Here is a 23,748-nt window from a genome sequence, read left to right as displayed (position 1 = left end):
CCGCCGTTTCGGCGCAGGCCCACCCCCTTAACGATACCTCAGGAGAGGAGCTAGCAAGATGAGCCACCTGCTCGACAGATTGAACTTTCTCCAGTCAAAAGAACTGGAAAAATTCTCGAACGGCCACGGGCAAGTGACCCGCGAGAACCGCGATTGGGAAGAGACCTATCGCAACCGCTGGCGCCACGACAAGATCGTGCGCTCGACCCATGGTGTGAACTGCACCGGCTCATGTAGCTGGAAGATCTACGTCAAATCCGGGATCGTCACATGGGAAACCCAGCAGACGGACTATCCGCGCACCCGTGCGGGCCTGCCCAACCACGAACCGCGTGGCTGTGCACGTGGCGCATCCTACAGCTGGTATCTGTATTCCGCGAACCGGGTGAAGAACCCGCTGATCCGCGGCAAACTTTTGAAAGTCTGGCGCGAGATGCGCAAGACCATGACCCCGATCGAGGCCTGGACCAAGCTTCAGAATGACCCGATCCTGCGGGCCAACTATGTCAAATCCCGTGGCAAGGGCGGCTTTGTCCGCGCGACATGGGATGAAAGCACCGAAATCATCGCGACCGCCAATGCCTATACGGCCAAGACATACGGTCCGGACCGCGTCTTCGGCTTCTCGCCCATTCCGGCGATGTCGATGGTCAGCTATGCCGCCGGATCGCGGTATCTGAGCCTGATGGGCGGCGTCTGCATGTCCTTCTATGACTGGTATTGCGACTTGCCACCGGCCTCTCCGATGACATGGGGCGAACAGACCGACGTGCCGGAAAGTGCCGATTGGTACAACGCGGGCTTCTTGCTGCTTTGGGGCTCCAACGTGCCGCAGACCCGGACACCGGATGCGCACTTCTACACCGAGGCACGCTATCGCGGCACCAAATCCGCTGTGATTTGCCCGGACTATTCCGAAGCGGCCAAGTTTGGCGACGTCTGGTTGGCCCCGAAACAGGGCACCGACAGCGCCTTGGCAATGGCCATGGGTCACGTGATCCTGCGCGAATACCATCTCGACCGTCAGGCCGAGTACTTCGAGGATTACACCCGCAAATATTCCGACTTCCCAATGCTGGTAAAGCTTGAGGAAAAAGACGGCCGGTACGTGCCGGGCCGCTTCCTGCGGGCCGATGATCTGGACGGCAAACTGGGCGAAGACAACAACCCCGAATGGAAAACTGTCGCCCTTGACCGCAAGGCGGGCCTGGTCGCGCCAAACGGTTCGGTTGGCTATCGCTGGGGTGAAGACGGTGAATGGAACCTTGAGGAACGTGCAAGCGGCAAAGACACCGACTTGATGACCTCGCTGGTTCTTGAAGAGGACCATGACAAGATTGTCGGTGTCGATTTCCCCTACTTCGGCGGTCAATCCACCAAGAACTTTGCGCAGTGCGATTTCCCTGATGTCATGACCCACAACATCCCTGTGAAAACCGTGAAAACGGCAGACGGCGATGTACAGGTTGCCACTGTGTTTGACCTCTTCTGCGCCAACTATGGCCTTGATCGCGGCCTGGGCGGGGATTGGGTCACCAAGGACTTTGCCGAAGACAAACCTTATACGCCTGCATGGGCCGAACGGATCACCGGTGTTCCTGCCGACAAGATTATCGCGGTTGCCCGTGAGTTTGCCACCAATGCCGAAAAGACCAATGGTAAATCCATGGTCATTCTGGGTGCCGGTCTGAACCACTGGTACCACATGGACATGAACTATCGCGGCATCATTAACATGTTGGTGATGTGTGGCTGTATCGGTCAGTCGGGCGGTGGCTGGAGCCACTACGTGGGCCAGGAAAAGCTGCGCCCGCAAACCGGATGGCAGCCGCTGGCCTTTGCGCTGGATTGGAACCGTCCACCACGTCACATGAACTCCACCTCGGCATGGTATGCGCATACCGATCAGTGGCGTTATGAGACCCTGACGGCGGATGAGATCCTGTCGCCAACGGCGCCAGAGGGTGATTGGAACGTCAATCTGATTGACTACAACATCCGCGCTGAACGCATGGGCTGGTTGCCATCGGCACCGCAGTTGAAAACCAACCCGCTTGAAGTGACCAAAGCGGCCAAAGCGGCTGGCAAAGAGATCAAAGACTACATCGCAGAACAGCTGAAATCCGGCGATCTGGAAATGTCTTGCGAAGATCCTGACGCACCCGAAAACTGGCCGCGCAACCTGTTTATCTGGCGGTCCAACCTGTTGGGTTCTTCGGGCAAAGGCCACGAGTATTTCCTCAAGCACTTGCTGGGCACCGACCACGGCGTGCTCGGTCATGACCTCGGTGTTGAGGGCGGCCAAATGCCATCAGAAGCCAAATGGCATGAAGAAGCGCCAGAAGGCAAACTGGACCTTTTGGTCTGCATTGACTTCCGGATGAGCACCACAGCAGTCTATTCCGATATCGTTCTGCCAACAGCAAGCTGGTACGAGAAGAACGACCTGAACACATCGGACATGCACCCGTTCATCCACCCGCTTCAGGCGGCTGTTGATCCTGCCTATGAGAGCAAATCGGACTGGGAAATCTTCAAGGCGATTGCCAAAAAATTCCAAGAGGTTGCACCCGAGGTGCTGGGCAAGGAAACCGATGTGGTTGCCCTGCCGATCCTGCACGACACACCGGCAGAGATTGCACAGGATCAGGTCCGCGACTGGAAGAAAGGCGAATGCGAACTGATCCCCGGAAAGACCGCACCAAACTATGTGCCGGTTGAGCGGGATTATACCGCGATCTACGACCGGTTTGTGGCTGTTGGTCCGCTGCTTGATAAGCTTGGCAATGGCGGCAAAGGTATCACCTGGAACACCGAAGTTGAGGTGCAGCATCTGCGCGATCTCAACGGCGAGTGGGAGGATGGCCCTGCCAAGGGTTGCCCGAAACTGGTGACTGACATCGACGCCACCGAGGTCATCTTGATGCTGGCCCCGGAAACCAATGGCGAAGTGGCTGTGAAAGCATGGGAACAACTGGGCAAAGCCACCGGCATTGACCACAGACATCTGGCGCTGCCGAAGGAAGACGAGAAAATCCGTTTCCGCGATATTGCCGCACAGCCGCGCAAGATCATCAGCTCGCCCACATGGTCCGGTATCGAAAGTGAACATGTCTGCTACAACGCCGGCTATACCAACGTGCATGAGTTGATCCCATGGCGCACCCTGACAGGCCGCCAGCAGCTGTATCAAGATCACCTGTGGATGCGCGCCTTTGGCGAAGGGTTCACAACCTACCGCCCACCTGTCGATCTGAAGACCATCAACAGCGACGTGATGGATGATGGCGACAGCCTGGTGCTCAACTTCATCACACCCCACCAGAAATGGGGCATCCACTCCACCTATTCGGACAACCTGTTGATGCTCACGCTCAACCGGGGTGGTCCGGTGGTCTGGCTGTCCGAGGTCGATGCGGCCAAGGCGGGGATTGCGGACAACGATTGGGTCGAGGTTTACAACACCAACGGGGCGCTTACGGCCCGTGCGGTTGTCAGCCAGCGCATGAAAGACGGCACGCTGTTTATGTACCACGCGCAGGAAAAGATCGTGAACACGCCCGGTTCTGAAAAGACCGGCAACCGTGGCGGCATCCACAACTCTGTGACCCGCACCACGCTCAAACCAACCCATATGATCGGCGGTTATGCCCATCAATCCTACGGCTTTAACTACTACGGCACCGTCGGGTCGAACCGGGATGAATTCGTCATCGTCAGAAAAATGCGGAAGGTCGACTGGCTCGATACACCCGCCAAAGTGGAGGCAGCAGAATGAGAGTTCGCGCACAAATCGGCATGGTGTTGAACCTGGACAAATGTATCGGGTGCCACACATGCTCTGTCACCTGCAAAAACGTCTGGACCAGCCGCGATGGTGTTGAATACGCATGGTTCAACAACGTGGAAACCAAACCGGGCACCGGCTATCCGACCGACTGGGAAAACCAGGCGCGTTGGAAAGGTGGCTGGGAACGGACACGATCTGGCAAGTTACAGCCCAAGCAGGGCAGCAAATGGCGGATTCTGGCCAATATCTTTGGCAACCCGGACCTGCCCGAAATTGACGACTATTATGAGCCGTTTGATTTCGATTATGACCACCTGAAATCGGCGCCCGAAATGACGGCCTTCCCGACTGCACGTCCAAGGTCCAAGATCACCGGCGAGCGGATGGAGAAGATCGAAAAAGGTCCGAACTGGGAAGAGATCCTTGGCGGTGAATTCGCCAAGCGCAGCGAAGACTACAACTTCGAAGGCATCCAGAAGGAGATCTACGGGGAATATGAAAATACATTCATGATGTATTTGCCCCGCCTTTGCGAACACTGTCTGAACCCGGCTTGCGCGGCATCCTGCCCGTCCGGCGCGATCTACAAACGCGAAGAAGACGGCATTGTTCTAATCGACCAGGAAAAATGCCGCGGCTGGCGGATGTGTGTGTCCGGCTGCCCCTACAAAAAGATCTACTACAACTGGCAGTCCGGCAAATCCGAGAAATGCACTCTGTGCTATCCCCGGATCGAAAGCGGCAACCCGACCGTTTGTTCGGAAACCTGCGTTGGGCGTATCCGGTATCTGGGCGTGATGCTTTATGATGCGGACAAGATCGAAGATGCGGCCAATGTGCCTGCTGAGACCGATCTTTATGATGCGCAGTTGGATGTTTTCCTCGATCCAAATGATCCCGCCGTCATCGAAGCGGCCCGTCGCGACGGCGTGCCGGAGGACTGGATCAAAGGCGCGCAGGAAAGCCCGATCTGGAAGATGGCGATGGAATGGAAAGTGGCGTTCCCGCTGCACCCCGAATATCGCACCCTGCCAATGGTCTGGTACATCCCGCCATTGTCACCGATCCAGAACGCTGCCGAAGCAGGCAAGATTGGCATGGACGGCGCAATGCCTGACGTTCAATCCCTGCGCATCCCGGTCAAATACCTCGCCAACATGCTGACGGCAGGGGACGAAGCCCCGGTTGTCACAGCGTTGGAGCGGATGATGGCCATGCGGTCTTACATGCGGTCAAAAACTGTGGATGGCGTGATCGATGAAGGCATCGCACAACGTGTGGGCCTCGAGCCGCGGATGATCGAGGACATGTATAAAATCATGGCTTTGGCCGATTACGAAGATCGTTTCGTGATCCCAACAACCCACCGTGAGCAGGTCGAAGAGGCCTATGACCTCAAGGGGGGCTGCGGGTTCACCGACGGCAACGGCTGTTCCACTGGTATCTCCAAAGGATCGCTTTTTGGCGGCTCCAAGAAACCTCTGAAAATGCCACAGGAGGTGCAGTAACATGGACCGTACACTGAAATCCTTTTCCCTACTTCTGAGCTACCCGACGCGCGAGCTGCAGCATGCGATGTCCGAGATCGGAGGCGTCCTTGCCTCGGATACGCGTTTGACAGCAGCAGCACGTCGGGCGTTGCGCCCGCTGGTTGAGGGGCTAGCCGGGCGCGACATCTATGACCTCGAAGAGCAGTTTGTCCTGCTCTTCGACCGCTCGCGGACCTTGTCGTTGAACCTGTTTGAACATGTTCACGGCGAGAGCCGCGACCGGGGTGGCGCGATGGTGTCGCTGATCGAAACCTACCGTGAGGCAGGGTTTGATCCGGCCACATCGGAACTGCCGGACCACTTGCCAGTCTTGTTGGAATTTCTGTCGACCCGTCCGTCACGTGAAGTGCGCGACACATTGACCGATGCCGCGCATATCTTTGAGGCCCTGCAAACCCGCCTTGAGCGGCGCGAAAGCCCCTATGCGGCGGTATTTGCAGCGCTGATCCAGATCGCGGGGGCCAAGGCCAATAAAGACGTGGTCGAGGCGATGCTCGCACAGCCGGACGATGATCCAACCGATCTCAAGGCGCTGGACGAGGTTTGGGAAGAATCCGAAGTGACCTTTGGCCCTGATCCAAACGCGGGCTGCCCGCAGGTGCGCGATATGCTTGCGCAGATGGACACACCGATAAACCCAGCGCCGCAAGCCGCGGCCAAGTAAGGGGATCACAGATATGTTTACCAACTTTGACATCGACTACTTCATCTTTGGGATCATGCCCTATATCGCGCTGACCGTGCTGATTGTGGGGTGTATCGCCCGGTATGAGCGTGATCCGTTCACTTGGAAATCGTCTTCCAGCCAGCTTTTGCGGCGCAAACAGTTAATTCTCGGGTCGGTGCTGTTTCACGTCGGCATTCTGACGGTGTTCTTTGGCCATCTTGCGGGTCTGTTTACCCCGGTCTGGATCCTCGACGCGCTGGGCATTCCCTATGCGCTCAAACAATGGATGGCGGTTGTCATCGGCGGCATTGCAGGTGTGACCGCACTGATCGGCGCGACCATTCTGTTGCACCGCCGCTTGACCGATCCCCGTATCCGCCGCCACTCCAGTTTTGCTGACATTGGCATTCTGGCGCTGATCTGGCTGCAATTGCTGATCGGTATCGGCACCATCTTCCTGACACTGCAACACATGGATGGCGCGGAAATGGTGCGCTTTATGACATGGTCGCAAAGTGTGGTTCTGTTGAACCTCAACGCCTGGGCGATGGTTGTGGATGTGCATTGGCTCTACAAGGCGCATATCTTCCTTGGCCTGCTGATCACCTTGCTGTTCCCGTTCACACGGTTGGTTCACATGGTGTCTGCCCCGATCCGTTATCTGTGGCGTCCCGGTTATCAGGTGGTGCGGTCGCGCCGCCAGACACCGTTGCCTGCACGCAATGAAGGGGCGAAGTGATGACCAAAGCGCTTTTCCCTGATGTGATCGTGAACGGCGTCACAATCGCTTCTGCCGCAATCGCGGCGGAGGCACAAAACCACAACGCGCCGAAGAACAAGCCGGGTCTGGCATGGCGGCAGGCGGCGCGGGCGTTGATCGTCCGCGAGGTGCTGCTGCAAGAAGCGGGCAAGCTTGGCGTGGTAGAGCCGCCGCGCCGCATGGGCGACGGGCTTGTGGAAACCCAAGAAGAGGCATTGATCCGCGGTGTCATTGATGCCGCGATCAAGGTCGCACCGCCCACCGATGAAGAAGTGCGCGCGGTCTGGAGCAAAGACCCCGATCGCTACCGTGCCCCGCCCCTTTGGGAGGTGTCACATATTCTGGTCGCGGCAGATCCGTCAGATGATGAAGCCCGCGGCAAGGCTTTGACCAAAGCGGCGGCTTTGACCGAACAGGTCTTGGCCGATCCCAAATGTTTTGGCCGCATCGCCAAGAACGACAGCGATTGTTCCTCCGCCCAGAACGGCGGGCTTTTGGGGCAGTTGTCACCAGGCGATACCGTGCCAGAATTCGAGGCCGCACTGCGTGATCTGAACGAAGGTGAGATCACCGCAGACCCCGTGGCCTCACGGTTTGGTTTTCACATCGTTCGGATGGATGCGGTTGCCGAAGGTGCCGTGCTGCCCTTTGAAGCGGTTGCCCCCAAGCTGCGCGCAGCGATGGAAAAGAACGCCTGGGTTCACGAAGTGCAAGCCCTGACCCAACGTCTGACCGATGCGGCCGAAATCGTGGGGATCGACTTAAAGGCATTTTGACGGTTGGAAGGGAGATGAATATGCGCCTCAATCCTTCCCAAAGGGGAGACTGGCTCAGCCCGGCTGAAATGGCGCGGCTTGGCAGTCCGCTCGACCTGATCAATGAAGATCACTACCGGCTACGGCACATTTGTGCCGTGCTGGACCGCTTGTCCGGCAAGCCCTCGCGGGAACCAGTGGATCTGGAACAAACCCGCGGGTTTCTGCGGATGGAGCTTTCGGCCCATATTGCTGACGAAGAAGAAGACCTGTTTCCGATGCTGCGCAAAAGATGTGAACCTGAAGATCAGGTGGAGCGGACGCTGGACCGGCTGAGCAAAGACCATTCAGACCATTTGAGGGGGGCCAAATACTGTCTCGCCATTCTGGATGGCCTGCGCTCCCGACGGCCTGAGCTGACAATGGATGAGCGGGCTGTGCTGCGCGGCTTTGCAGACAAGAAGCGCCGCCATCTGATCCTGGAAAACGCGATTCTGCTGCCGCTGGCACGGGCGCGATTGATGACAACCGATCTGCGCCAGATGCTTGAGCATATGCTGGATCGGCGCGGCTTGCCCGGAGGAGGGTATCATGCGGGTTGATCTTTGGGAGCTTGATGGGCCGTTTGGGCGATACCGAAAGGGCGCGACATGACAAAACACGAAATACTCGAATTGCCCGGTTGCGGCTGCGCGGACGCGCCGGAGGCCAAGCCTTTGTTGTCTGTGCAAGAGGCGCTGCGGCAAATCCGGCAGGCAACGGGCCGCGTTTCCGACACTGAAGAATTGCCGGTTGGAGAAACGCTTGGCCGGGTTCTGGGCCGCGATGTGCAGGCACAGATCATGATGCCGCCTTTCGACAATTCGGCGATGGATGGCTATGCCCTGCGGCGGTGCGACAGCCCAGAGGACGGACCTTTCCGCTTGCCCGTGGCGCAGCGGATCGCGGCGGGGCAGGCGGGGCAAACACCGCTTGAGCCGGGCACATGCACGCGCATTTTTACGGGTGCGCCGATCCCGGCGGGTGCTGATACGGTGGTGATGCAGGAGCAGGTGCGGCTCGACGCTGGATTTGCCATTTTTGAACGCGCACCCACCGAGGGCCAGAACATCCGCCGCGCCGGGGAAGACGTGGCATTGGGCGATGTGATCGTGCCTGCAGGGCAGGTGATCACCACCCGCGAATTGGCCGCGATCACCGGCGCTGGGTTGGCCAAGGTGCAGGTGTTCCGCAAGCTGCGTATCGCCGTGATCTGCACCGGATCAGAGCTGGCCCGCGCCGGAGAGACCCTCGACCCGGGTCAGATCTATGATGTGAACGGGCCTATGTTGAAATCTGCCGTTGCGGCCATTGGCGCGGATTTGGTCCATCAATCCAATTGCCCTGACAACAAACAGGCGCTGGCCGCGGCCACAGCCGCCGCATCGGAGATTGCCGATCTTGTGATCACCACGGGCGGGGTATCGGTGGGCGAAGAGGACCATGTGCATGGGGCAATCGCCCTTGCGGGCGGAGACCTTAAATTTGCGGGCGTTGCGATCAAACCGGGCAAGCCGCTGTCCTTTGGGCGCATCGGGCAAGCCGCTTTTCTTGGCTTGCCGGGCAATCCCGTGGCGGCCTTTGTGACCTGGACATTGTTTGCAAAACCGCTTTGCCAGCGTTTGTCCGGGGCTGCGGATGGCCTGTGCACTGCGCGATTGGTGCGGGCCGATACGCCATTGCGACACAAAACCGGACGTTGCGAATACCGCCCCGCGACGATTGTTGGCCGGGATGATCGGGGCCGTGAGGTTGTACACTTGGGGCCGCAGGTGCATTCTGCGCAACTGGCGCCGCTTGTCGGCTGTGACGGGTTGGTGCGCCTGCCCGGCGATGTGAGAGAGCTGCCCTTGGGCAGCATGTTGGAATTCTTACCATTTGAAGGCTAATGAAGATGAACCTTGCCTATACAATAACTGAACACAAAGGCGACCTTGACCTGCTGTTGGCCAGCTTGGCCGATGAATTGGCGGCAAAGGGAATGAAGACCGCCGGGATCGTGCAAATCAACTCGGAGCGCGAAACGTGCCATCCCTGCGATATGGATGTGCAGGTATTGCCCGATGGCCCCGTGATCCGCATTTCGCAATCGCTGGGCGCCGAGGCCAAGGGCTGCCGGTTGGATCCTGCGGCGTTGGAAACGGCAGTGGGCGAAGTATCGGCACGTTTGGATGCGGATGTGGATGTGTTGATCATCAACAAATTCGGCAAGCACGAGGCCTCGGGCCGCGGCATGCGCAGCGTCATCGCAACCGCGCTGGCGCAGGATATTCCGGTGATTGCCGGGGTGAATGCCCTGAACCGCGAAGCATTCTTGGAGTTTTCCGAAGGCTTGGCGGTGCAGGTCGCGCCGGATGTTCCGGCGCTGGCCGCTTGGTTAACCGGCACCCACGAAAAGACCGCCGAAGTCGCCTGAGGACGGTAAATAGGTCACGTTCAGAGCCACATCGGATTTGTCCCAGATCAAATGCGAGGTCTGATGGCTATGTTACAGTCCCTTTGGGGCGCATGGAGGAACCGTGATGGCATTGACGTTTTCACAGATGACAATCGAGAAATTCGAGGAACGGATGCGCCTGCGCCGCAGGATGCTGCAATCCACCGGGGCAGACCTCGGCAAAGGGTCTGCCTGGCCGACCACCGAACAAGACATTCGCGCCAGCGTTCAGAATTGTTGCGCCTGCGATAGCGAAGTTGACTGCCAGGCTTGGCTGGCGCGGCATCCGATTGCCGATGCGCCGCCCAGCTTTTGTAAGAACCAGGATGCGATCCTGCGTCAGAAGAAGGCGCTGTGATCCCACCTGTTGTCTCTTTGCGACATTTGGGATGGCAGGCCAACCGAATTAAATTTGATTTTTGAAGTCCTTGACGGGTGAAACGGGTGCAGATTCTTGCGCCGATTTGCCCGCAATTTGACGTTGTGCAGGCCTGTGCGGCACCCGTCGAAAGTTTCCAGATGAACAACTGTTTGTGCGCGAATGAGTGGGTAAGCTATTGAATTAAAATTGTTTATCGTCACAAAACTGTAACAAAAAATTTGACCTTCGGGACAAAAAACAACTCGAAAAGAGTTGTTCTTTGCCCGGACTGTCCCTACCAATATGCCATGTTGGTGGCGACCATGTGGGGCTGATGCGCCAACATCCAATGCAAAATCAATTTGCGTCCACGGGAGAGTGACATGAAATCGACTGTATTATTTGCGACCGGCGCTGCGCTGGCGCTGACGACATTTTCGGCGCAGGCAGACACCCTGCGCCTGCTGACATGGGGCGGATATGCGCCCGAAGACGTGGTGGCCAAGTTCGAGGCGGAAACCGGCCACACCGTTGAGGTGACAAAGTCCAACAACGAAGAAATGGTTGCCAAGCTGCGTGCGACAAACGGCGGCGGCTTTGATCTGGCACAGCCAAGCCAAGACCGGATCGCCGGGGCTCAGGCCGAGTTTGGGATCTACAAGCCGCTGGACATGTCCAAGATCGACACCAGCCTGTTCATTCCGTCAATGCTGGCCGCGACCAAGGGCAACACCATGGTCGATGGCGAGGTCTATGGCGTGCCGCATGTTTGGGGCACTTCCGGTTTGGTGGTGAACACTGCCGAAGCAGGTCAGGTGCAAGACTATATGGATCTGTGTGATCCCTCCGTCGCGGGTAAGGTGTCTTATCGTTTGAAGCGTCCAACGCTGATTGGATTTGCCTTCTCCATGGGCATGGACCCCTTTGCCGCCTACGCGGACCCAGATGCCTATCAGGCGATCCTGGACAAGGTCGAGGCGCAGTTGATCGACTGTAAATCCAACGTCAAAACCTATTGGGGCGGCGGTGACGAGATCAAGAACCTGCTGCGCTCTGGCGAAGTGACGGCGTCAATGGCATGGGACACCGGTGGCTGGCAGTTGAACGATGACAACGCCGACATCACCTTTGTTGCGCCCAAGTCCGGCGCGCTGGGTTGGATCGACACATTTGCCTTGCCTGCACGTGGTCGCGCGGATGATGCCGCTTACGCTTGGATCAACTTTGTGATGCAGCCCGAAATCGCGGCGATGATCACCACAGCAGCGGGCAACTTCACCGCCTCGCAAGGTGGTGATGCTGGCGTAGACGACGCGCTGAAGGCAAAGTATCAGGCCAGCTTCCCGCAAGAGGCGATCGACAACATCAAATGGTATCCTGCGGTGCCTGCGGGCCTTGAGGCGCTGGAAGGTGCCACCTTGGACCGGATCAACGCGGCCAAGTAAGCCAGTTTGACAAAACTACGGTTGGAGCGCGATCTTCGCGCTCCGCTTCTTTGTGTGAAAGACCCCTCTGATGCCTGATACTGCTGATCTTGAATGCCGTGCGATCTCAAAGAGTTTTGATGATTTTCAGGCTGTCAAAGAGGTGAGCTTTGACGTGCCGCCGGGCACGTTTTTCTCCATTCTTGGCCCGTCCGGATGTGGCAAGACCACGCTGTTGCGGATGATCGCGGGGTTTCAAGCGCCCAGCGGCGGTGATCTGTTGATCAAGGGCAAGAGCATGCTGAACGTGCCGCCGAACAAGCGGCCCGTGTCGATGGTGTTTCAACACCTGGCGCTGTTCCCGATGATGAGCATCGGCGCGAATGTCGGCTTTGGCCTGCGCCAACGCGGCGTGAATAAAGTGGATATCAAGAGACAGGTCGAACGGGTGCTTGAGCGTGTCGGTCTTGGCGGTGTGGCAGACCGGCCGGTGGATTCCCTGTCTGGCGGCCAGAAACAGCGTGTGGCGATTGCCCGCTGTATGGTGCTGGAGCCCGATGTGCTTTTGCTGGATGAACCGCTGGGCGCGTTGGATCTGAAACTGCGCGAACATATGAAGATTGAGCTGAAAAAGCTGCAATCGGAGTTCAACACGACTTTTGTCTATATCACCCATGACCAATCCGAAGCCTTGGTGATGAGCGATCAGATCGCCGTGATGAACCATGGTGTGTTTGAACAGGTCGGAACGGCCCGGGATCTTTATTACCACCCTTCCACAGCCTTTGTGGCCGGGTTCGTCGGAGAGGCGAACAAATATCAGGCGAAGGTGCAGGTTGCAGGCGCAGGCAGCTTGCAACTGCTGACCCGTGACGGTGTCGCGTTGCAAGGGGTCGATGCGGGTGAAGGATTGAAAGAAGGGGAGATGACGCAAGTGTTTGTGCGCCCCGAAGCGGTGCGATTGTCCCGCCGCCAAGAGGACGTTGCCAATCTGGGCAATACCGGCAATGGCAAAGTGGAAAGCGTGTTGTTCAACGGTGCCAACAGCCAGCTGATCCTGCGAGACAGCGCCACGGGCAGCGAGATGAGCGTGGCCTTGCCGCAAACCAGTGAATTCCGTGATCTGACCAAGGGCGATCCGATCTTTTTCGGGTGGGAGCCAGACCAGACACGTTGCTACAGACAGGCTGCTGGATGATGGCCTCTGACAAATCCCGACTTGGGCTGATCCTGCTGATGGCCCCGCTGGCGATCTGGCTGATGACGCTGATCGTTCTGCCGCATGTGGGGATGTTTCTGGTGTCTTTGCAGGAAAAGATTGGCATCCGGCAATATGAGACCAGCCTTGCCAATTATGCTGTGTTCTTTAACGAGCCGCTCTATTGGAACACCTTTGCCCGCACCGCCTATATGTCGATCACGGCAACGGTTTTGACCCTGCTGATCGGGTTTCCGGTGGCCTATTACATTGCCAAGCTGACACGGGGGCGGACCAAGACAACCCTGTTCCTTATGTGTCTGATCCCCTTTTGGGTGAGCGAGTTGGTGCGCACATTCGGTTGGATGATCCTTTTGCGCGAAACCGGTGTTCTGTCGTCATTCCTGCAATATATCGGTGTGTTGGCCGGTCCTGTTGAGTTTCTATATAACGATGCGGCGATCATGACGGGGCTGGTTTACACGTCCATGCTGTTCATGGTGGTGCCGCTGGTCACGACCCTCGATAGCCTTGATGACAGCCTGATCGAGGCGGGCTATGACCTTGGCGGCAGCAGCTTTAGCATCCTGCGCGAGATTGTAATCCCTCATGCCATGCCCGGGATCGTATCTGGCTGTATCGTGGTGTTCATGCTGTCACTGGGCAATTACCTGACGCCGATCCTGCTGGGCGGGAAAGACAGCCTTTGGTTCACCGGGCTGATTTATGACCAGTTTATCACCCGCTTTAACTGGGAGTTGGGATCGGCCTTTGGCTTCCTTTTGTTGGGCTTGTCTTCGCTGATCGTGTTTCTGGCTCTGAAATTGTCCGGCCAGTCGCTGGGCAAGACGATGGGGCGCTGAGATGATCACGGGTATTCCACAATCGTCGGGCTTCAAATGGACCTATAGGGCCTATGTGACGCTGTTCTTTATTTATCTGGCACTGCCATTGGTGACGGTCTGTGTCTTTGCTTTCAATGACAGTGTCTTTCCCTCGCTGCCATGGGACGGGTTCACATGGGACTGGTTCTTTGGCACCGAAGCGCCGCGGCTGGGGGTGTTTCATGAACGGCCCATCTTGCGCTCCATCGGCACCTCGGCCTTTGTTGCGGTCTGGGTGTCGGGGCTGGCCGTGCTGGTGGGCACCTGCAATGCCTTCTTGTTTGTCCGTCACGATTTTGCGGGCAAGGATTTCCTTTATATCCTGATGCTGTTGCCGCTGATCATTCCGGGGATCATCCTTGGGATTTCGATTCTCGTGTTCTCGAGCACCATCGCCAACACGTTGGAAGAGGCGACGGGCCTGTGGTTTGACGGGCTGCGCCCCGGTTTGATCCTTGTGATCCTTGGGCAGTTTTCCTTTATCACCACCTTTGCAACGCTGGTGATTTCTGCCCGTCTGCAAAAATTTGATCGTTCGCTGGAGGAGGCCGCGCTGAACCTTGGCGCGACCAAATGGGGCGCGATCCGGCAGGTGACGCTGCCATTCTTGCTGCCTGCGATGATTGCGGCGGCGGTTGTTGCGGTGCTGATGAGCTTTGAGAATTTCAACACAACGCTGATGCTGGTGGGCTCGGATGCGCCGCTGACGGTGACAATGTTTGACAGGCTCAAACAAGGGTCAACGCCGGTGCTGAACGCGGTCTCGCTGCTGTTGATCGTGGTCTCTGCGATCCTTGGCTTGGCGTCCTTATTGTCGCGGCGGTAGGTCTGGGCCTTGCTTTTGGCGGCACAGGGCCACACAACATCGGCAAAGCAAGGAGAGTATGGATATGGAAAACTGGGCAAATGCAGTGGCGGTTGTCACCGGGGGCGCGTCAGGTCTGGGCGCGGCCAGCGCAAAAGGTCTGACCGAGGCTGGTCTGAAGGTCGCGATCTTTGATTTGAACGAAGAGCAGGGGCAGGCCAAAGCCGCCGAACTGGGCGGGATTTTTCAAAAGGTCGATGTGTCGGATGCGGCCAGCGTCAAGGCCGGCTTTGCCGCCGTGACGGAACAATTGGGCGCACCACGCGTGTTGGTCAATTGCGCGGGCATCGGCCCTGCGGCCAAGACGGTTTCGCGCGGCGAAGCCCATGACGCGGGGCTGTTTTCCAAGGTGATCGGCATCAACCTGATCGGATCGTTCCATTGCGCCTCCGAGGCGGCGGCAGGCATGGTCGGGGCCGAACCGATGGCCCCGGACGGCCAGCGCGGCGTGATTATCAACACGGCGTCCGTTGCGGCCTATGAAGGCCAGGTTGGGCAGGTGGCCTATGCCGCGTCCAAAGGCGGCATCGTGGGGATGACCCTGCCGATGGCACGTGATCTGGCGGACAAGGGCGTACGGGTCTGCACCATTGCCCCGGGGCTGTTCCTGACGCCACTTCTCGAGGGGTTGCCGCAGGAGGTTCAGGATTCTCTGGGCGCGCAGGTGCCGTTCCCGTCCCGATTGGGGCAGCCTGCGGAATACGCCAAACTGGTCTGTCACATTCTCGACAATCCAATGTTGAACGGTGAGGTGATCCGTCTTGATGGTGCGATCCGCATGGCACCGCGGTAATCAGCAGGAAAAGCGTTGGCCGGGCAGATGCCCGGCCTAAAAATCAGTCCGCTTTTGCAATCTCGCGATCTGCTTCGGGCACGTTCAGGGTTGCCCACATATCATCCTTCGGCGGCGAAGGGGGCGTGTCGCATGTGCGTTTGTGGATGTTCACCTTGGCGATGAAATTGGCCGAGATTGGCGCGGTCACAAACAGAAACGCCATGATCAGCAACTCATGTAGCGACCCATCGGCAAAGACATAGCTGTGGATCATCGACGCCAGCAGCAACGCCCCGATGCCAATGGTACCAACCTTGGTCGGCGCATGCAGGCGGGTCATGGAATCGTTGAACTTGAGCAGGCCAATGGTCCCGATCAGGGCAAAGGCCGCCCCGACCAACAGGCAGATGCCAACGGCATAAATTCCGATCAGTTGGAGTGTCATTCGATGATATCCCCCCGCAGAACAAACCGTGCATAGGCCACGGTTGAGACAAATCCCAGCATGGCGATGATCAAGGCGACCTCAAAGTAAATCCGGCTGCCTTGCGAAATTCCCAAAAGGATGATCAATCCGATCGCGTTCACCACCATGGTATCCAGTGCCAGAATCCGATCTCCCGTGCTGGGCCCGATCACAAGACGCACCATCGATAAAACCTGAGACAGCGCTACCAGCGCAAAGGCGATAACCAAGGCGGCATTCATGAATTGCATCGCAGGTTCCATCAGAAAATCTCCTTCAGGCGGCGCTCATAGCGGTCTTTGATCTCGTCCCGGACACTGTCAGGATCGTCGGTGTGCAGCACATGCACCAGCAGGCTGTGCCCTTCGTCAGACAGGTCCGCAGACACGGTGCCGGGGGTCAGCGTGATTGTACCGGCCAGGATTGTGATCGCCTCGGGTTGGCGAAGATCCAGCGGGACAACGATCCAGGCGGGTCGCAGTTTTGAGTTCGGCTTTGTCAGCACAATCCAGGCCACCTGCACATTGGCGACCAGGATATCCCACAGTACGACGAGCATATAGCCGACCATTTGGCCCAGATGAAGCCGCACAGGGCGGTCAGGCCACCACACAACGGTCAGGCGCGGGATCAGAATACCAAGGATCAAGCCAAAGACGGCCATACCAGCAGAGAAATTATTTTGTAGCAGAATCCAGACCAACGCCAGAAGCAGTGTCAGCAACGGATGTGGAAACAGCCAGCGATAGGCGCGCATCAGCATATCAATGGCCCTCCTTCGGTGTGCTCAGCTTGCCCGGCGTGCCCAACACTTTGCTGATATAGGGCACTGGATCAAACAACTGTTTGGCGGTGGCATCGGCATAGCGATAGGCCGGTCCTGCAAAAACCGTGTGCAAAATCAGCAATGCCAGCAACCCGCCAACCGCGGAATAGGACAAAATGCTTGGCCGGGGGACGGGCAGTTGGCCTTCTTCCTCCGGCAGGGGTTCGGCGCTGGCTTTCCAGAACAGAACGCTGCCCGCGCGGGCAAAACCGACCACGCTGATCAGGCTCGCGGACAGAATGATCGCCCAGGTCCAGACCGCCAGCGGAGTGCCAAAGGCGGCATCGAGGATCATCAGTTTGCCGATAAAACCTGACAGCGGTGGCAGGCCGGTCATGGCTATCGCCGCAACAAAGAACAGTGCCGCCGTCAGGGCCGCGCCTGAAACGGGCGGCGCCGCGGTCAGGTTCAAATGAGCCCGTCCGGCCCGGACCAGATCAGAGATCAGGAACAGTGCCGCCGCCGCCAGTGTCGAATGAACGATGTAGTATAGCGCGGCGGCAATCCCCGCCTGCGTGAACAGCGAGATAGAGATCATCACCATCCCCATGGACCCTATCACCGCAAAGGCGACCAGACGGTCCAGTTTGCGTGCGGCCAACACGCCAATCATTCCCAGTGCCAGCGAGACCAGCGCAGCAGGCAGAAGCCACAGCCCGTGCAGGCCCGCAGTCACATCCAGATCAGGCGCAAAGACCATCGTGTAGACACGGATAATTGCGTAGGCGCCGACCTTGGTCATGATTGCAAAGAGCGCGGCTACGGGTGCGGGCGCTTCGGCATAGCTGGACGGCAGCCAGAAATGCAACGGCACCACCGCTGCCTTGATCGCAAACACGAGCAGCAGCATGACGGAAGCGATGCGAATGCCCACCGATTCTGCGGGATCAATCAATGCTACACGTTGGGCCAGATCGGCCATATTCAGGGTTCCGGTTTCGGCATAGATCGCGCCGAGGGCAAACAGGAACAGGGTTGAACCAAGCAGGTTGAACAGCACATATTGCACCCCCGCCCGCAGGCGCAGATTGCCGCCGCCGTGGATCATAAGCCCGTATGAGGCGATGAGCAGCACTTCGAAAAACACAAACAGGTTGAAGACGTCGCCAGTCAGAAAGGCGCCCATGATCCCCATCAACTGAAACTGAAACAGCGCATGGAAATGCCAGCCGCGTTTGTCCCAGCCCGATCCGATCGCATAGAGGATCACAAACAGGGCGAGCACCGCAGTCAGCAAGATCATCAAGGTCGACAGCCGATCCCCGACCAAGACAATGCCAAAGGGCGCGGCCCAATCGCTGAGCTGATAAAGGATGATCGTCCCGTCAGAGGCCTGCCATGCCAATCCGGCGGCAATCGCGATCAGGGACAGAACACCAGCCACAGAAAACACCCGCTGGATGCCGATGTGGTAGCGGGCCGCCAGCACGATAAACGGAGCCAGCAGCGCGGGTAGGACAACGGGGGCAATGATCCAATGGGTCATGTCGCATCCTCCGCTTTGAGGTCCGCTTCGGGCGGGGCTTGATCGTCTACATGATCGTCATCAGCGCCCAGATAGGCCCCCAGCGCGATCATTACCACAACAGCGGTCATCCCGAAGGAGATCACAATCGCGGTCAGAACAAGCGCCTGAGGCAGCGGGTCGGTGTAGGTCGCCGCATCGCCTAGGATTGGCGGTGCGCCAACGGTCAAACGGCCCGAGGCGAACAGAAAGACGTTCACAGCATAGGTCAGCAAAGACATGCCAATGATCACTGGAAAACTGCGCAAGCGCAGCACCAGATAGATACCCGCAGCGGTCAGGATGCCAATGGCGGAGGCAACAAGAAGTTCCATGTTATGCTCCTTCTTTCGCGGGGTTGGTGACATCGGCGGGATCGCGTGAGGGGTCGATATCCATCGGATGTTCGCTGTCCTGGGCATCCCTGCGCCGCGCCAAGCGCGAGAAGCTTTCAAGCGACAGCATCACCGCGCCGACAACCGCAAGGAACACACCCAGATCGAAAAGGGCCGCTGTGGCCAGTTCAAACTTTTCGAAGGGCGGGATGCGCACATAGGTGAAATCGGAGGTCAGGAACGGCTTGCCCACAAACCATGATCCGATCCCGGTCAGGCCCGCCGTCAATACACCCGCGCCGATCACCCCGTGGTAGGGATAGCGCAGCCGCGCCGAGGTCCAGGAAAAGCCGCTGGCCATATATTGCATCACCACCGCGATGGAGACCACAAGCCCGGCAATAAACCCGCCGCCCGGCTCATTGTGGCCGCGCCAGAAGATGTAGAAGCCAACCATCAGGACCACGGGCATCATCACCCGGGTCAGGACCACCATCATCGTGGGATGCATGTCGCCCGCGCGCGGTTGATCAGGCTTGCGGTTCAACAGCCGCGCCCGCACCGGACCGTCGAGCAGTGTTTCGGTCAAGGCATAGATCAGCAAGGCGGCGATCCCCAGCACGATAATCTCGCCAAAGGTGTCAAAGCCCCGGAAATCCACCAAGATCACGTTCACCACATTGGTGCCGCCGCCACCCTTGTAGGAATTGGCGAGGTGGTATTCGGAAATGGGCGAGGTAACCGCCTCGCGCAGCAGAAAATGATAGGACATCGCCAATGTCGCCAGACCGCCCGCAATGGCCACAAGCGCGTCGCGGGTGCGGCGCAGGACAGTGCTTTCAACCGGGGTGCGGTTGGGCAGGAAATTCAGCGCCAGCAACAGCAGGATGATGGAGACAACCTCAACCGTGATCTGCGTCATTGCCAGATCAGGTGCACTGAAGAAGACAAAACCGACAGAGACCATGAGCCCGACAATACCGATCAGGATCAGCGCCAGCAGACGGTTGCGATGCAAAAAGACCAAGCCGCCGGTCGCGGCGACCAGCATCACCCAGGCGGCGATCTCGACCGCTCCGGCGGGTTGCAACGTGCGGGTGGCCGCCGCCAAAGTGCCCGTAGACCAAGCATGATAGCCCGCAGCAATGACAGTCACGACCATAAAGGCGGCGTAGCGCGAGAAGGCACCATTGTGCAGTGGATGGATGATGCCCCGAGTTAAGGCAACTGCGGCCTCAATTGTCGCGTCAAAGATGGTTTTGGCCTCGGGTCTGGGGGCGGCATCCCACAGGCGCAGTGCCGGGCGATAGACCATCAACAGCAGCAGACCACCCAGCACCGCGACAATTGACATATAAAGCGGCGGCGTCAGCCCGTGCCAGATTTTCAAATGCGCCTTCGGCAGCGCCGCGGCTTCACCCAGAACGGCAGAGGTCACAAGCTTGACCAGCGGCTCTGCCAGAAACGGTGCAACGCCGATGGCTACAACCAGCACCACCAAGATGGCAGGCGGCAGCCACAAGCCGGGGCCGGGATCATGGGGTGCACTTGGGTAATCGTCGCGTTTGGGACCAAGGAAAGTGTGGCCAATCAGGCGGAAGCAGTAGGCGGCCGAAAACAGCGACCCCACAGTCGCCAGCGCAGGCACGAGCCAGGTTGTGCTGAACAATGCGGTATGGGTGGCCTCTTCCAGCATCATTTCCTTGGACAGGAACCCGTTGAGCAGGGGAATACCCGCCATCGACAGTGCGGCCAGTGTCGCGATCACGAATGTCACGGGCATCAGGTGACGCAGGCCGCCAAGCCTGCGGATGTCGCGGGTGTGGGTTTCGTGGTCGATGATACCGGCGGACATGAACAGCGCCGCTTTGAACGTGGCATGGTTGAGAATGTGAAACACCGCCGCCATCGCGCCAAAGGCTGTGCCCGTGCCAAGAAGCATTGTTATCAGCCCCAGATGGCTGACGGTGGAAAAGGCCAGCAAGGCTTTGAGGTCGTGTTTAAAGAGCGCGATTACCGCGCCCAGCACCATGGTGATCAATCCAGCCGTGGTGACAATCAAGAACCATTCCGGCGTGCCAGACAGGACCGGCCACATGCGGGCCATCAGGAAAATCCCGGCTTTGACCATGGTGGCCGAGTGCAGATAGGCCGACACAGGGGTGGGGGCCGCCATGGCGTGCGGCAGCCAGAAATGAAACGGAAATTGCGCCGATTTGGTAAAGCACCCCAAAAGGATCAACAGCAAGGCGGGCAAGTACAGCGGTGAGCTTTGGATCAACTCGCGGTTTTGCAAGATCACGCTGAGATCATAGCTGCCGACAATCTGGCCAAGGATCAGCATGCCACCGATCATCGCCAGACCGCCCATCCCCGTCACGGTCAGCGCCATACGTGCGCCCTGTCGTCCCTCGGGAAGATGTTTCCAGTAGCCGATCAACAGGAAGGAGGACAGGGATGTAAGCTCCCAGAACACCAGCAAAAGCAGGATGTTATCGCTTAGGACAATGCCGACCATCGCGCCTTGGAACAGCAGCAGATAGGTAAAAAACTCGCCCATATTGTCGTCGCGGGCCAGATAATACCGCGCATAGGCAATAATCAGCAGACCAATACCCAAAATCAGGCTGGCAAAGAAAAAGCCGAGACCATCCAGCATCAGGTTCACGTTGAGACCCAGCATCGGCAACCAATCAACGCCTGTGGTCACGACCTCTCCGGCGAGAACGGCGGGCAGGTTGGTCATGAGGCCGATGAAGGCTGCCAAGGTGACGGTAAAGGTGACGCCCGCACAGGCCTGACGGCCAGCGGAATTCATCAAACCGGGTAGCAAGGCCCCCAGAAAAGGGAGGGCAACGACAAGGAAGAGGGACACGCGAACTCCTGATCTTGGGGCCTGAAAGGTTGCCTTTATCTGGTTCAGTTTAAGGGTTTTCTCAAGGGAAACCGAACAGAATTGTCACAAAACCATCATTTGACCCGTTTGGCGGGTGATCTGCCGCGATCTGTCGCAGGATTTTGCGTGTCAGGGGCGGGGTGAACTCTTGCCAAAGATGCCACGCTCTGGCCTTTTGCGGGCAAAATCGGAAGGACCAGACATGCGCGCAATGCAAATCACCGCCTATAACGCCCCGCTTAGCCTTCAGAACGTGCCTGTCCCTCAACCAAAGGCGGGCGAGGTCTTGGTCAAGGTTGAAACCTGCGGATTGAATTTTGCTGATCTGCTGTCTATCAAGGGAACTTATCAGGAAAAGCCCGAGCTGCCCTATGCGCCGGGTATGGAACTGGCCGGTGAGATCACCGCATTGGGCGCGGGGGTGGACCATCTGGCGGTGGGGCAACGGATTGCGGCCTATACCGGGCAGGGGGGTCTGGGCGAATATGTGGCGATCCCCGCCGAGATTTGCGTGCCGATCCCCGATGAGATGAACGCGGTTGATGCGGCGGCTTTCCTCATTGCCTATGGCACCAGCCACGTGGGTCTTGACTACAAGGCGCAGCTGAAGCCGGGAGAACGCTTGTTGGTTCTGGGGGCATCGGGCGGCGTTGGCCTTACGGCGGTGGAACTGGGCAAGCTGATGGGGGCGGAGGTGATCGCCTGTGCGCGTGGAGAAGCCAAGCTTGAGATTTGCCGCAAAGCTGGTGCGGATCATCTGATCAACTCGGAGACCGGTGACATTCGTGAAATCGTGAAATCACTGGGCGGCGCGGATGTGGTTTATGACCCCATCGGCGGCGATCAATTCAAGGCGGCGATGCGGGCCTGTAACCCTGAGGCGCGTATCCTGCCGCTTGGCTTTGCCTCTGGCGAAGTGCCGCAGATTCCGGCCAACATCCTGCTGGTGAAAAACCTGACTGTGCTTGGGTTTTATTGGGGCGGCTATGCGCGGATCAATCCTGCGGTGCTAACCGACAGTTTCAAAACCCTGTTTGGTTGGTATGTGGCGGGCAAGTTGAAACCTCATGTCAGCCATGTCGCGCCTTTGGAGCAGGCCAATGAGGCATTGGAATTGTTGCGCAGTCGCAAGGCCACGGGAAAAGTGGTGGTGCAGGTGGCCTAGCGCTCAAAACCGGCCTCGCACTCGCCCTTCGACCTGCCGCGCCTTTTGTCGCTCGCGCAGGAAAACAAACAGGCCCGATCCCATGATCAGGGATATGCCGATCCAGACCTCCCATTCGGGCAAATCGCCAAAGATCACCAAGCCCCAGAATACGGCCAGTGGCAGGCCAACATATTCAAACGGAGCGACAGTGGCAGCGTCGGCCAGCCTGTAGGCCTGGCTCAGCGCATATCCGATGATTGCGGCGTTGAAGCCGAGCCCGCCAAAAATCAGCCAGTCCTCCTGCGGGGGCGAGACCCATGCCCGTAGAAGAAATTGCACAGAAGGATTGGCGGTTTCGGCGGCAAACCGGCCATCCCCGGCCACGACAAAAAATCCAACAGAGACCACGATAAACACCGCTTGAATGTAAACCGACAGCACGGAGGCCTTGGCTTTGACGCCCAACTTACGGGTCAGAAGCTGGTTCAATGCATAGGTGAGTGCGGCAATGATCGGCATTAGCAGCACCAGCCGCGAGGCTTGCAGCGTCTCTGTGCCTGCCCATGGCCGCTGCATGATCACCACGCCAATGAAGCCGACAAACACCGCCGCCATCCGTATCGGGCCAACCTTTTCGCCCAGCATCGGAATGGACAGAAGGGTGATGAACAAGGGTGCGGCAAAGAACAGGGCGGTCGCATCCGCAAGTGGCAGGGCGGCCAGTGCCACAAAGAAAGTCATATTGGCCACGACCACCAGAAGCCCCCGCAGAATATGCAAGGCAGGTTGATCGGTCTTGAGCAGATGCCAGCCGCCTTCGATCTTGACGAAAATCAAACTGAACAGAATGCCGATTGCAGAACGGGAAAACACGATCTGGTGCAGGGGATAGCCGCCTGACAATTGTTTGATCAGCATATCATTGATCGAGATTGCCGCGACCCCGCCCAGTACAAATGCAATGGCCAGTCCGGCCCGGTTCTGCAATCCTTCTGTCATAGGTTTGACCTATCAGCCCCGTTGCCCCTGTCCAGAGAAATGCGTAGCGTGAGACCAACACCAAAAGGAG

The 23,748-nt window shown here is 58.2% G+C and carries 22 protein-coding genes; 15 read left to right on the top strand and 7 right to left on the bottom strand.

The genetic code is table 11. The annotated features are described in order from the left end of the window. Positions 1–58 precede the first annotated feature (58 nt). The 14 genes from JNX03_RS10195 (at position 59) to JNX03_RS10130 (ending at position 15,523) form a co-directional block, all read left to right on the top strand. Positions 59–3,778: a nitrate reductase subunit alpha gene (locus JNX03_RS10195; RefSeq protein WP_203208964.1), complete on the top strand. Its 3,720-nt coding sequence runs from the start codon at positions 59–61 to the stop codon at positions 3,776–3,778. After that, complete coding sequence (narH, locus tag JNX03_RS10190) at positions 3,775–5,298, top strand: nitrate reductase subunit beta (RefSeq protein WP_203208963.1); 1,524 nt, start codon at positions 3,775–3,777, stop codon at positions 5,296–5,298. Before JNX03_RS10195 ends, narH begins: the two co-directional genes overlap by 4 nt. A 1-nt stretch (position 5,299) precedes the next feature. Then, positions 5,300–6,004, top strand: coding sequence for a nitrate reductase molybdenum cofactor assembly chaperone (gene narJ / locus JNX03_RS10185; RefSeq protein ID WP_203208962.1), 705 nt, complete (start codon positions 5,300–5,302; stop codon positions 6,002–6,004). A 13-nt stretch (positions 6,005–6,017) separates the two neighbouring features. Continuing rightward, positions 6,018–6,746, top strand: a complete 729-nt coding sequence (gene narI / locus JNX03_RS10180) for a respiratory nitrate reductase subunit gamma (RefSeq protein WP_203208961.1) — start codon at positions 6,018–6,020, stop codon at positions 6,744–6,746. Then, positions 6,746–7,543 carry a peptidylprolyl isomerase gene (locus JNX03_RS10175; protein ID WP_203208960.1) on the top strand — a complete coding sequence of 266 codons (798 nt, stop codon included), beginning with the start codon at positions 6,746–6,748 and terminating at the stop codon, positions 7,541–7,543. The genes narI and JNX03_RS10175 overlap by 1 nt, the downstream gene beginning before the upstream one ends. A gap of 20 nt (positions 7,544–7,563) precedes the next feature. After that, positions 7,564–8,124, top strand: a complete 561-nt coding sequence (locus tag JNX03_RS10170; RefSeq protein WP_203208959.1) for a hemerythrin domain-containing protein — start codon at positions 7,564–7,566, stop codon at positions 8,122–8,124. A gap of 48 nt (positions 8,125–8,172) precedes the next feature. Then, on the top strand, positions 8,173–9,450 hold the full coding sequence (locus tag JNX03_RS10165; protein ID WP_203208958.1) for a molybdopterin molybdotransferase MoeA: 1,278 nt from the start codon (positions 8,173–8,175) through the stop codon (positions 9,448–9,450). Between the two features lie 5 nt (positions 9,451–9,455). Next, positions 9,456–9,977, top strand: a complete 522-nt coding sequence (locus JNX03_RS10160) for a DUF2478 domain-containing protein (protein WP_203212214.1) — start codon at positions 9,456–9,458, stop codon at positions 9,975–9,977. A 106-nt stretch (positions 9,978–10,083) separates the two neighbouring features. Beyond that, positions 10,084–10,356, top strand: a complete 273-nt coding sequence (locus JNX03_RS10155) for a DUF6455 family protein (RefSeq protein ID WP_203208957.1) — start codon at positions 10,084–10,086, stop codon at positions 10,354–10,356. Positions 10,357–10,742: 386 nt separating this feature from the next. Then, the gene (locus JNX03_RS10150) at positions 10,743–11,804 is read left to right on the top strand and encodes an extracellular solute-binding protein (RefSeq protein ID WP_203208956.1); all 1,062 of its coding nucleotides are present in this window, start codon (positions 10,743–10,745) and stop codon (positions 11,802–11,804) included. A 70-nt stretch (positions 11,805–11,874) separates the two neighbouring features. Continuing rightward, the gene (locus JNX03_RS10145) at positions 11,875–12,981 is read left to right on the top strand and encodes an ABC transporter ATP-binding protein (protein ID WP_203208955.1); all 1,107 of its coding nucleotides are present in this window, start codon (positions 11,875–11,877) and stop codon (positions 12,979–12,981) included. After that, positions 12,981–13,844: an ABC transporter permease gene (locus tag JNX03_RS10140; protein ID WP_203212213.1), complete on the top strand. Its 864-nt coding sequence runs from the start codon at positions 12,981–12,983 to the stop codon at positions 13,842–13,844. The genes JNX03_RS10145 and JNX03_RS10140 overlap by 1 nt, the downstream gene beginning before the upstream one ends. Before the next feature lies 1 nt (position 13,845). Beyond that, positions 13,846–14,691: an ABC transporter permease gene (locus JNX03_RS10135; protein ID WP_203208954.1), complete on the top strand. Its 846-nt coding sequence runs from the start codon at positions 13,846–13,848 to the stop codon at positions 14,689–14,691. Between the two features lie 64 nt (positions 14,692–14,755). Further along, on the top strand, positions 14,756–15,523 hold the full coding sequence (locus tag JNX03_RS10130) for an SDR family NAD(P)-dependent oxidoreductase (protein ID WP_203208953.1): 768 nt from the start codon (positions 14,756–14,758) through the stop codon (positions 15,521–15,523). A 43-nt stretch (positions 15,524–15,566) separates the two neighbouring features. Here JNX03_RS10130 and JNX03_RS10125 read toward each other — a convergent pair whose 3' ends face one another. From JNX03_RS10125 to JNX03_RS10100, 6 genes are read right to left on the bottom strand one after another with little or no spacing between them, the layout of a single operon-like run. After that, positions 15,567–15,950 carry a Na+/H+ antiporter subunit G gene (locus JNX03_RS10125; RefSeq protein WP_203208952.1) on the bottom strand — a complete coding sequence of 128 codons (384 nt, stop codon included), beginning with the start codon at positions 15,948–15,950 and terminating at the stop codon, positions 15,567–15,569. Then, on the bottom strand, positions 15,947–16,234 hold the full coding sequence (locus tag JNX03_RS10120; protein ID WP_203208951.1) for a K+/H+ antiporter subunit F: 288 nt from the start codon (positions 16,232–16,234) through the stop codon (positions 15,947–15,949). The genes JNX03_RS10125 and JNX03_RS10120 overlap by 4 nt, the downstream gene beginning before the upstream one ends. After that, positions 16,234–16,731, bottom strand: coding sequence for a Na+/H+ antiporter subunit E (locus JNX03_RS10115; protein WP_203212212.1), 498 nt, complete (start codon positions 16,729–16,731; stop codon positions 16,234–16,236). Before JNX03_RS10115 ends, JNX03_RS10120 begins: the two co-directional genes overlap by 1 nt. Before the next feature lie 4 nt (positions 16,732–16,735). Beyond that, entirely contained in the window at positions 16,736–18,283 is a 1,548-nt protein-coding gene (locus JNX03_RS10110) for a monovalent cation/H+ antiporter subunit D (protein WP_203208950.1), read from the bottom strand. Beyond that, positions 18,280–18,636: a Na+/H+ antiporter subunit C gene (locus tag JNX03_RS10105; RefSeq protein ID WP_203208949.1), complete on the bottom strand. Its 357-nt coding sequence runs from the start codon at positions 18,634–18,636 to the stop codon at positions 18,280–18,282. Before JNX03_RS10105 ends, JNX03_RS10110 begins: the two co-directional genes overlap by 4 nt. Position 18,637: 1 nt before the next feature. Continuing rightward, entirely contained in the window at positions 18,638–21,511 is a 2,874-nt protein-coding gene (locus tag JNX03_RS10100; RefSeq protein ID WP_203208948.1) for a monovalent cation/H+ antiporter subunit A, read from the bottom strand. 223 nt (positions 21,512–21,734) lie between these two features. Here JNX03_RS10100 and JNX03_RS10095 point away from each other — a divergent pair, with 223 nt between their 5' ends. After that, positions 21,735–22,697 carry an NADPH:quinone oxidoreductase family protein gene (locus JNX03_RS10095; protein ID WP_203208947.1) on the top strand — a complete coding sequence of 321 codons (963 nt, stop codon included), beginning with the start codon at positions 21,735–21,737 and terminating at the stop codon, positions 22,695–22,697. A 3-nt stretch (positions 22,698–22,700) separates the two neighbouring features. Here JNX03_RS10095 and JNX03_RS10090 read toward each other — a convergent pair whose 3' ends face one another. After that, the gene (locus JNX03_RS10090; protein ID WP_203208946.1) at positions 22,701–23,678 is read right to left on the bottom strand and encodes a DMT family transporter; all 978 of its coding nucleotides are present in this window, start codon (positions 23,676–23,678) and stop codon (positions 22,701–22,703) included. Positions 23,679–23,748: the final 70 nt, after the last annotated feature.

The sequence above is a fragment of the Sulfitobacter mediterraneus genome (assembly GCF_016801775.1).
Lineage (GTDB): Bacteria > Pseudomonadota > Alphaproteobacteria > Rhodobacterales > Rhodobacteraceae > Sulfitobacter > Sulfitobacter mediterraneus_A.
Note: the sequence above shows the minus strand (reverse complement) of the source record. Positions and strands in the feature narration are given on the sequence as shown.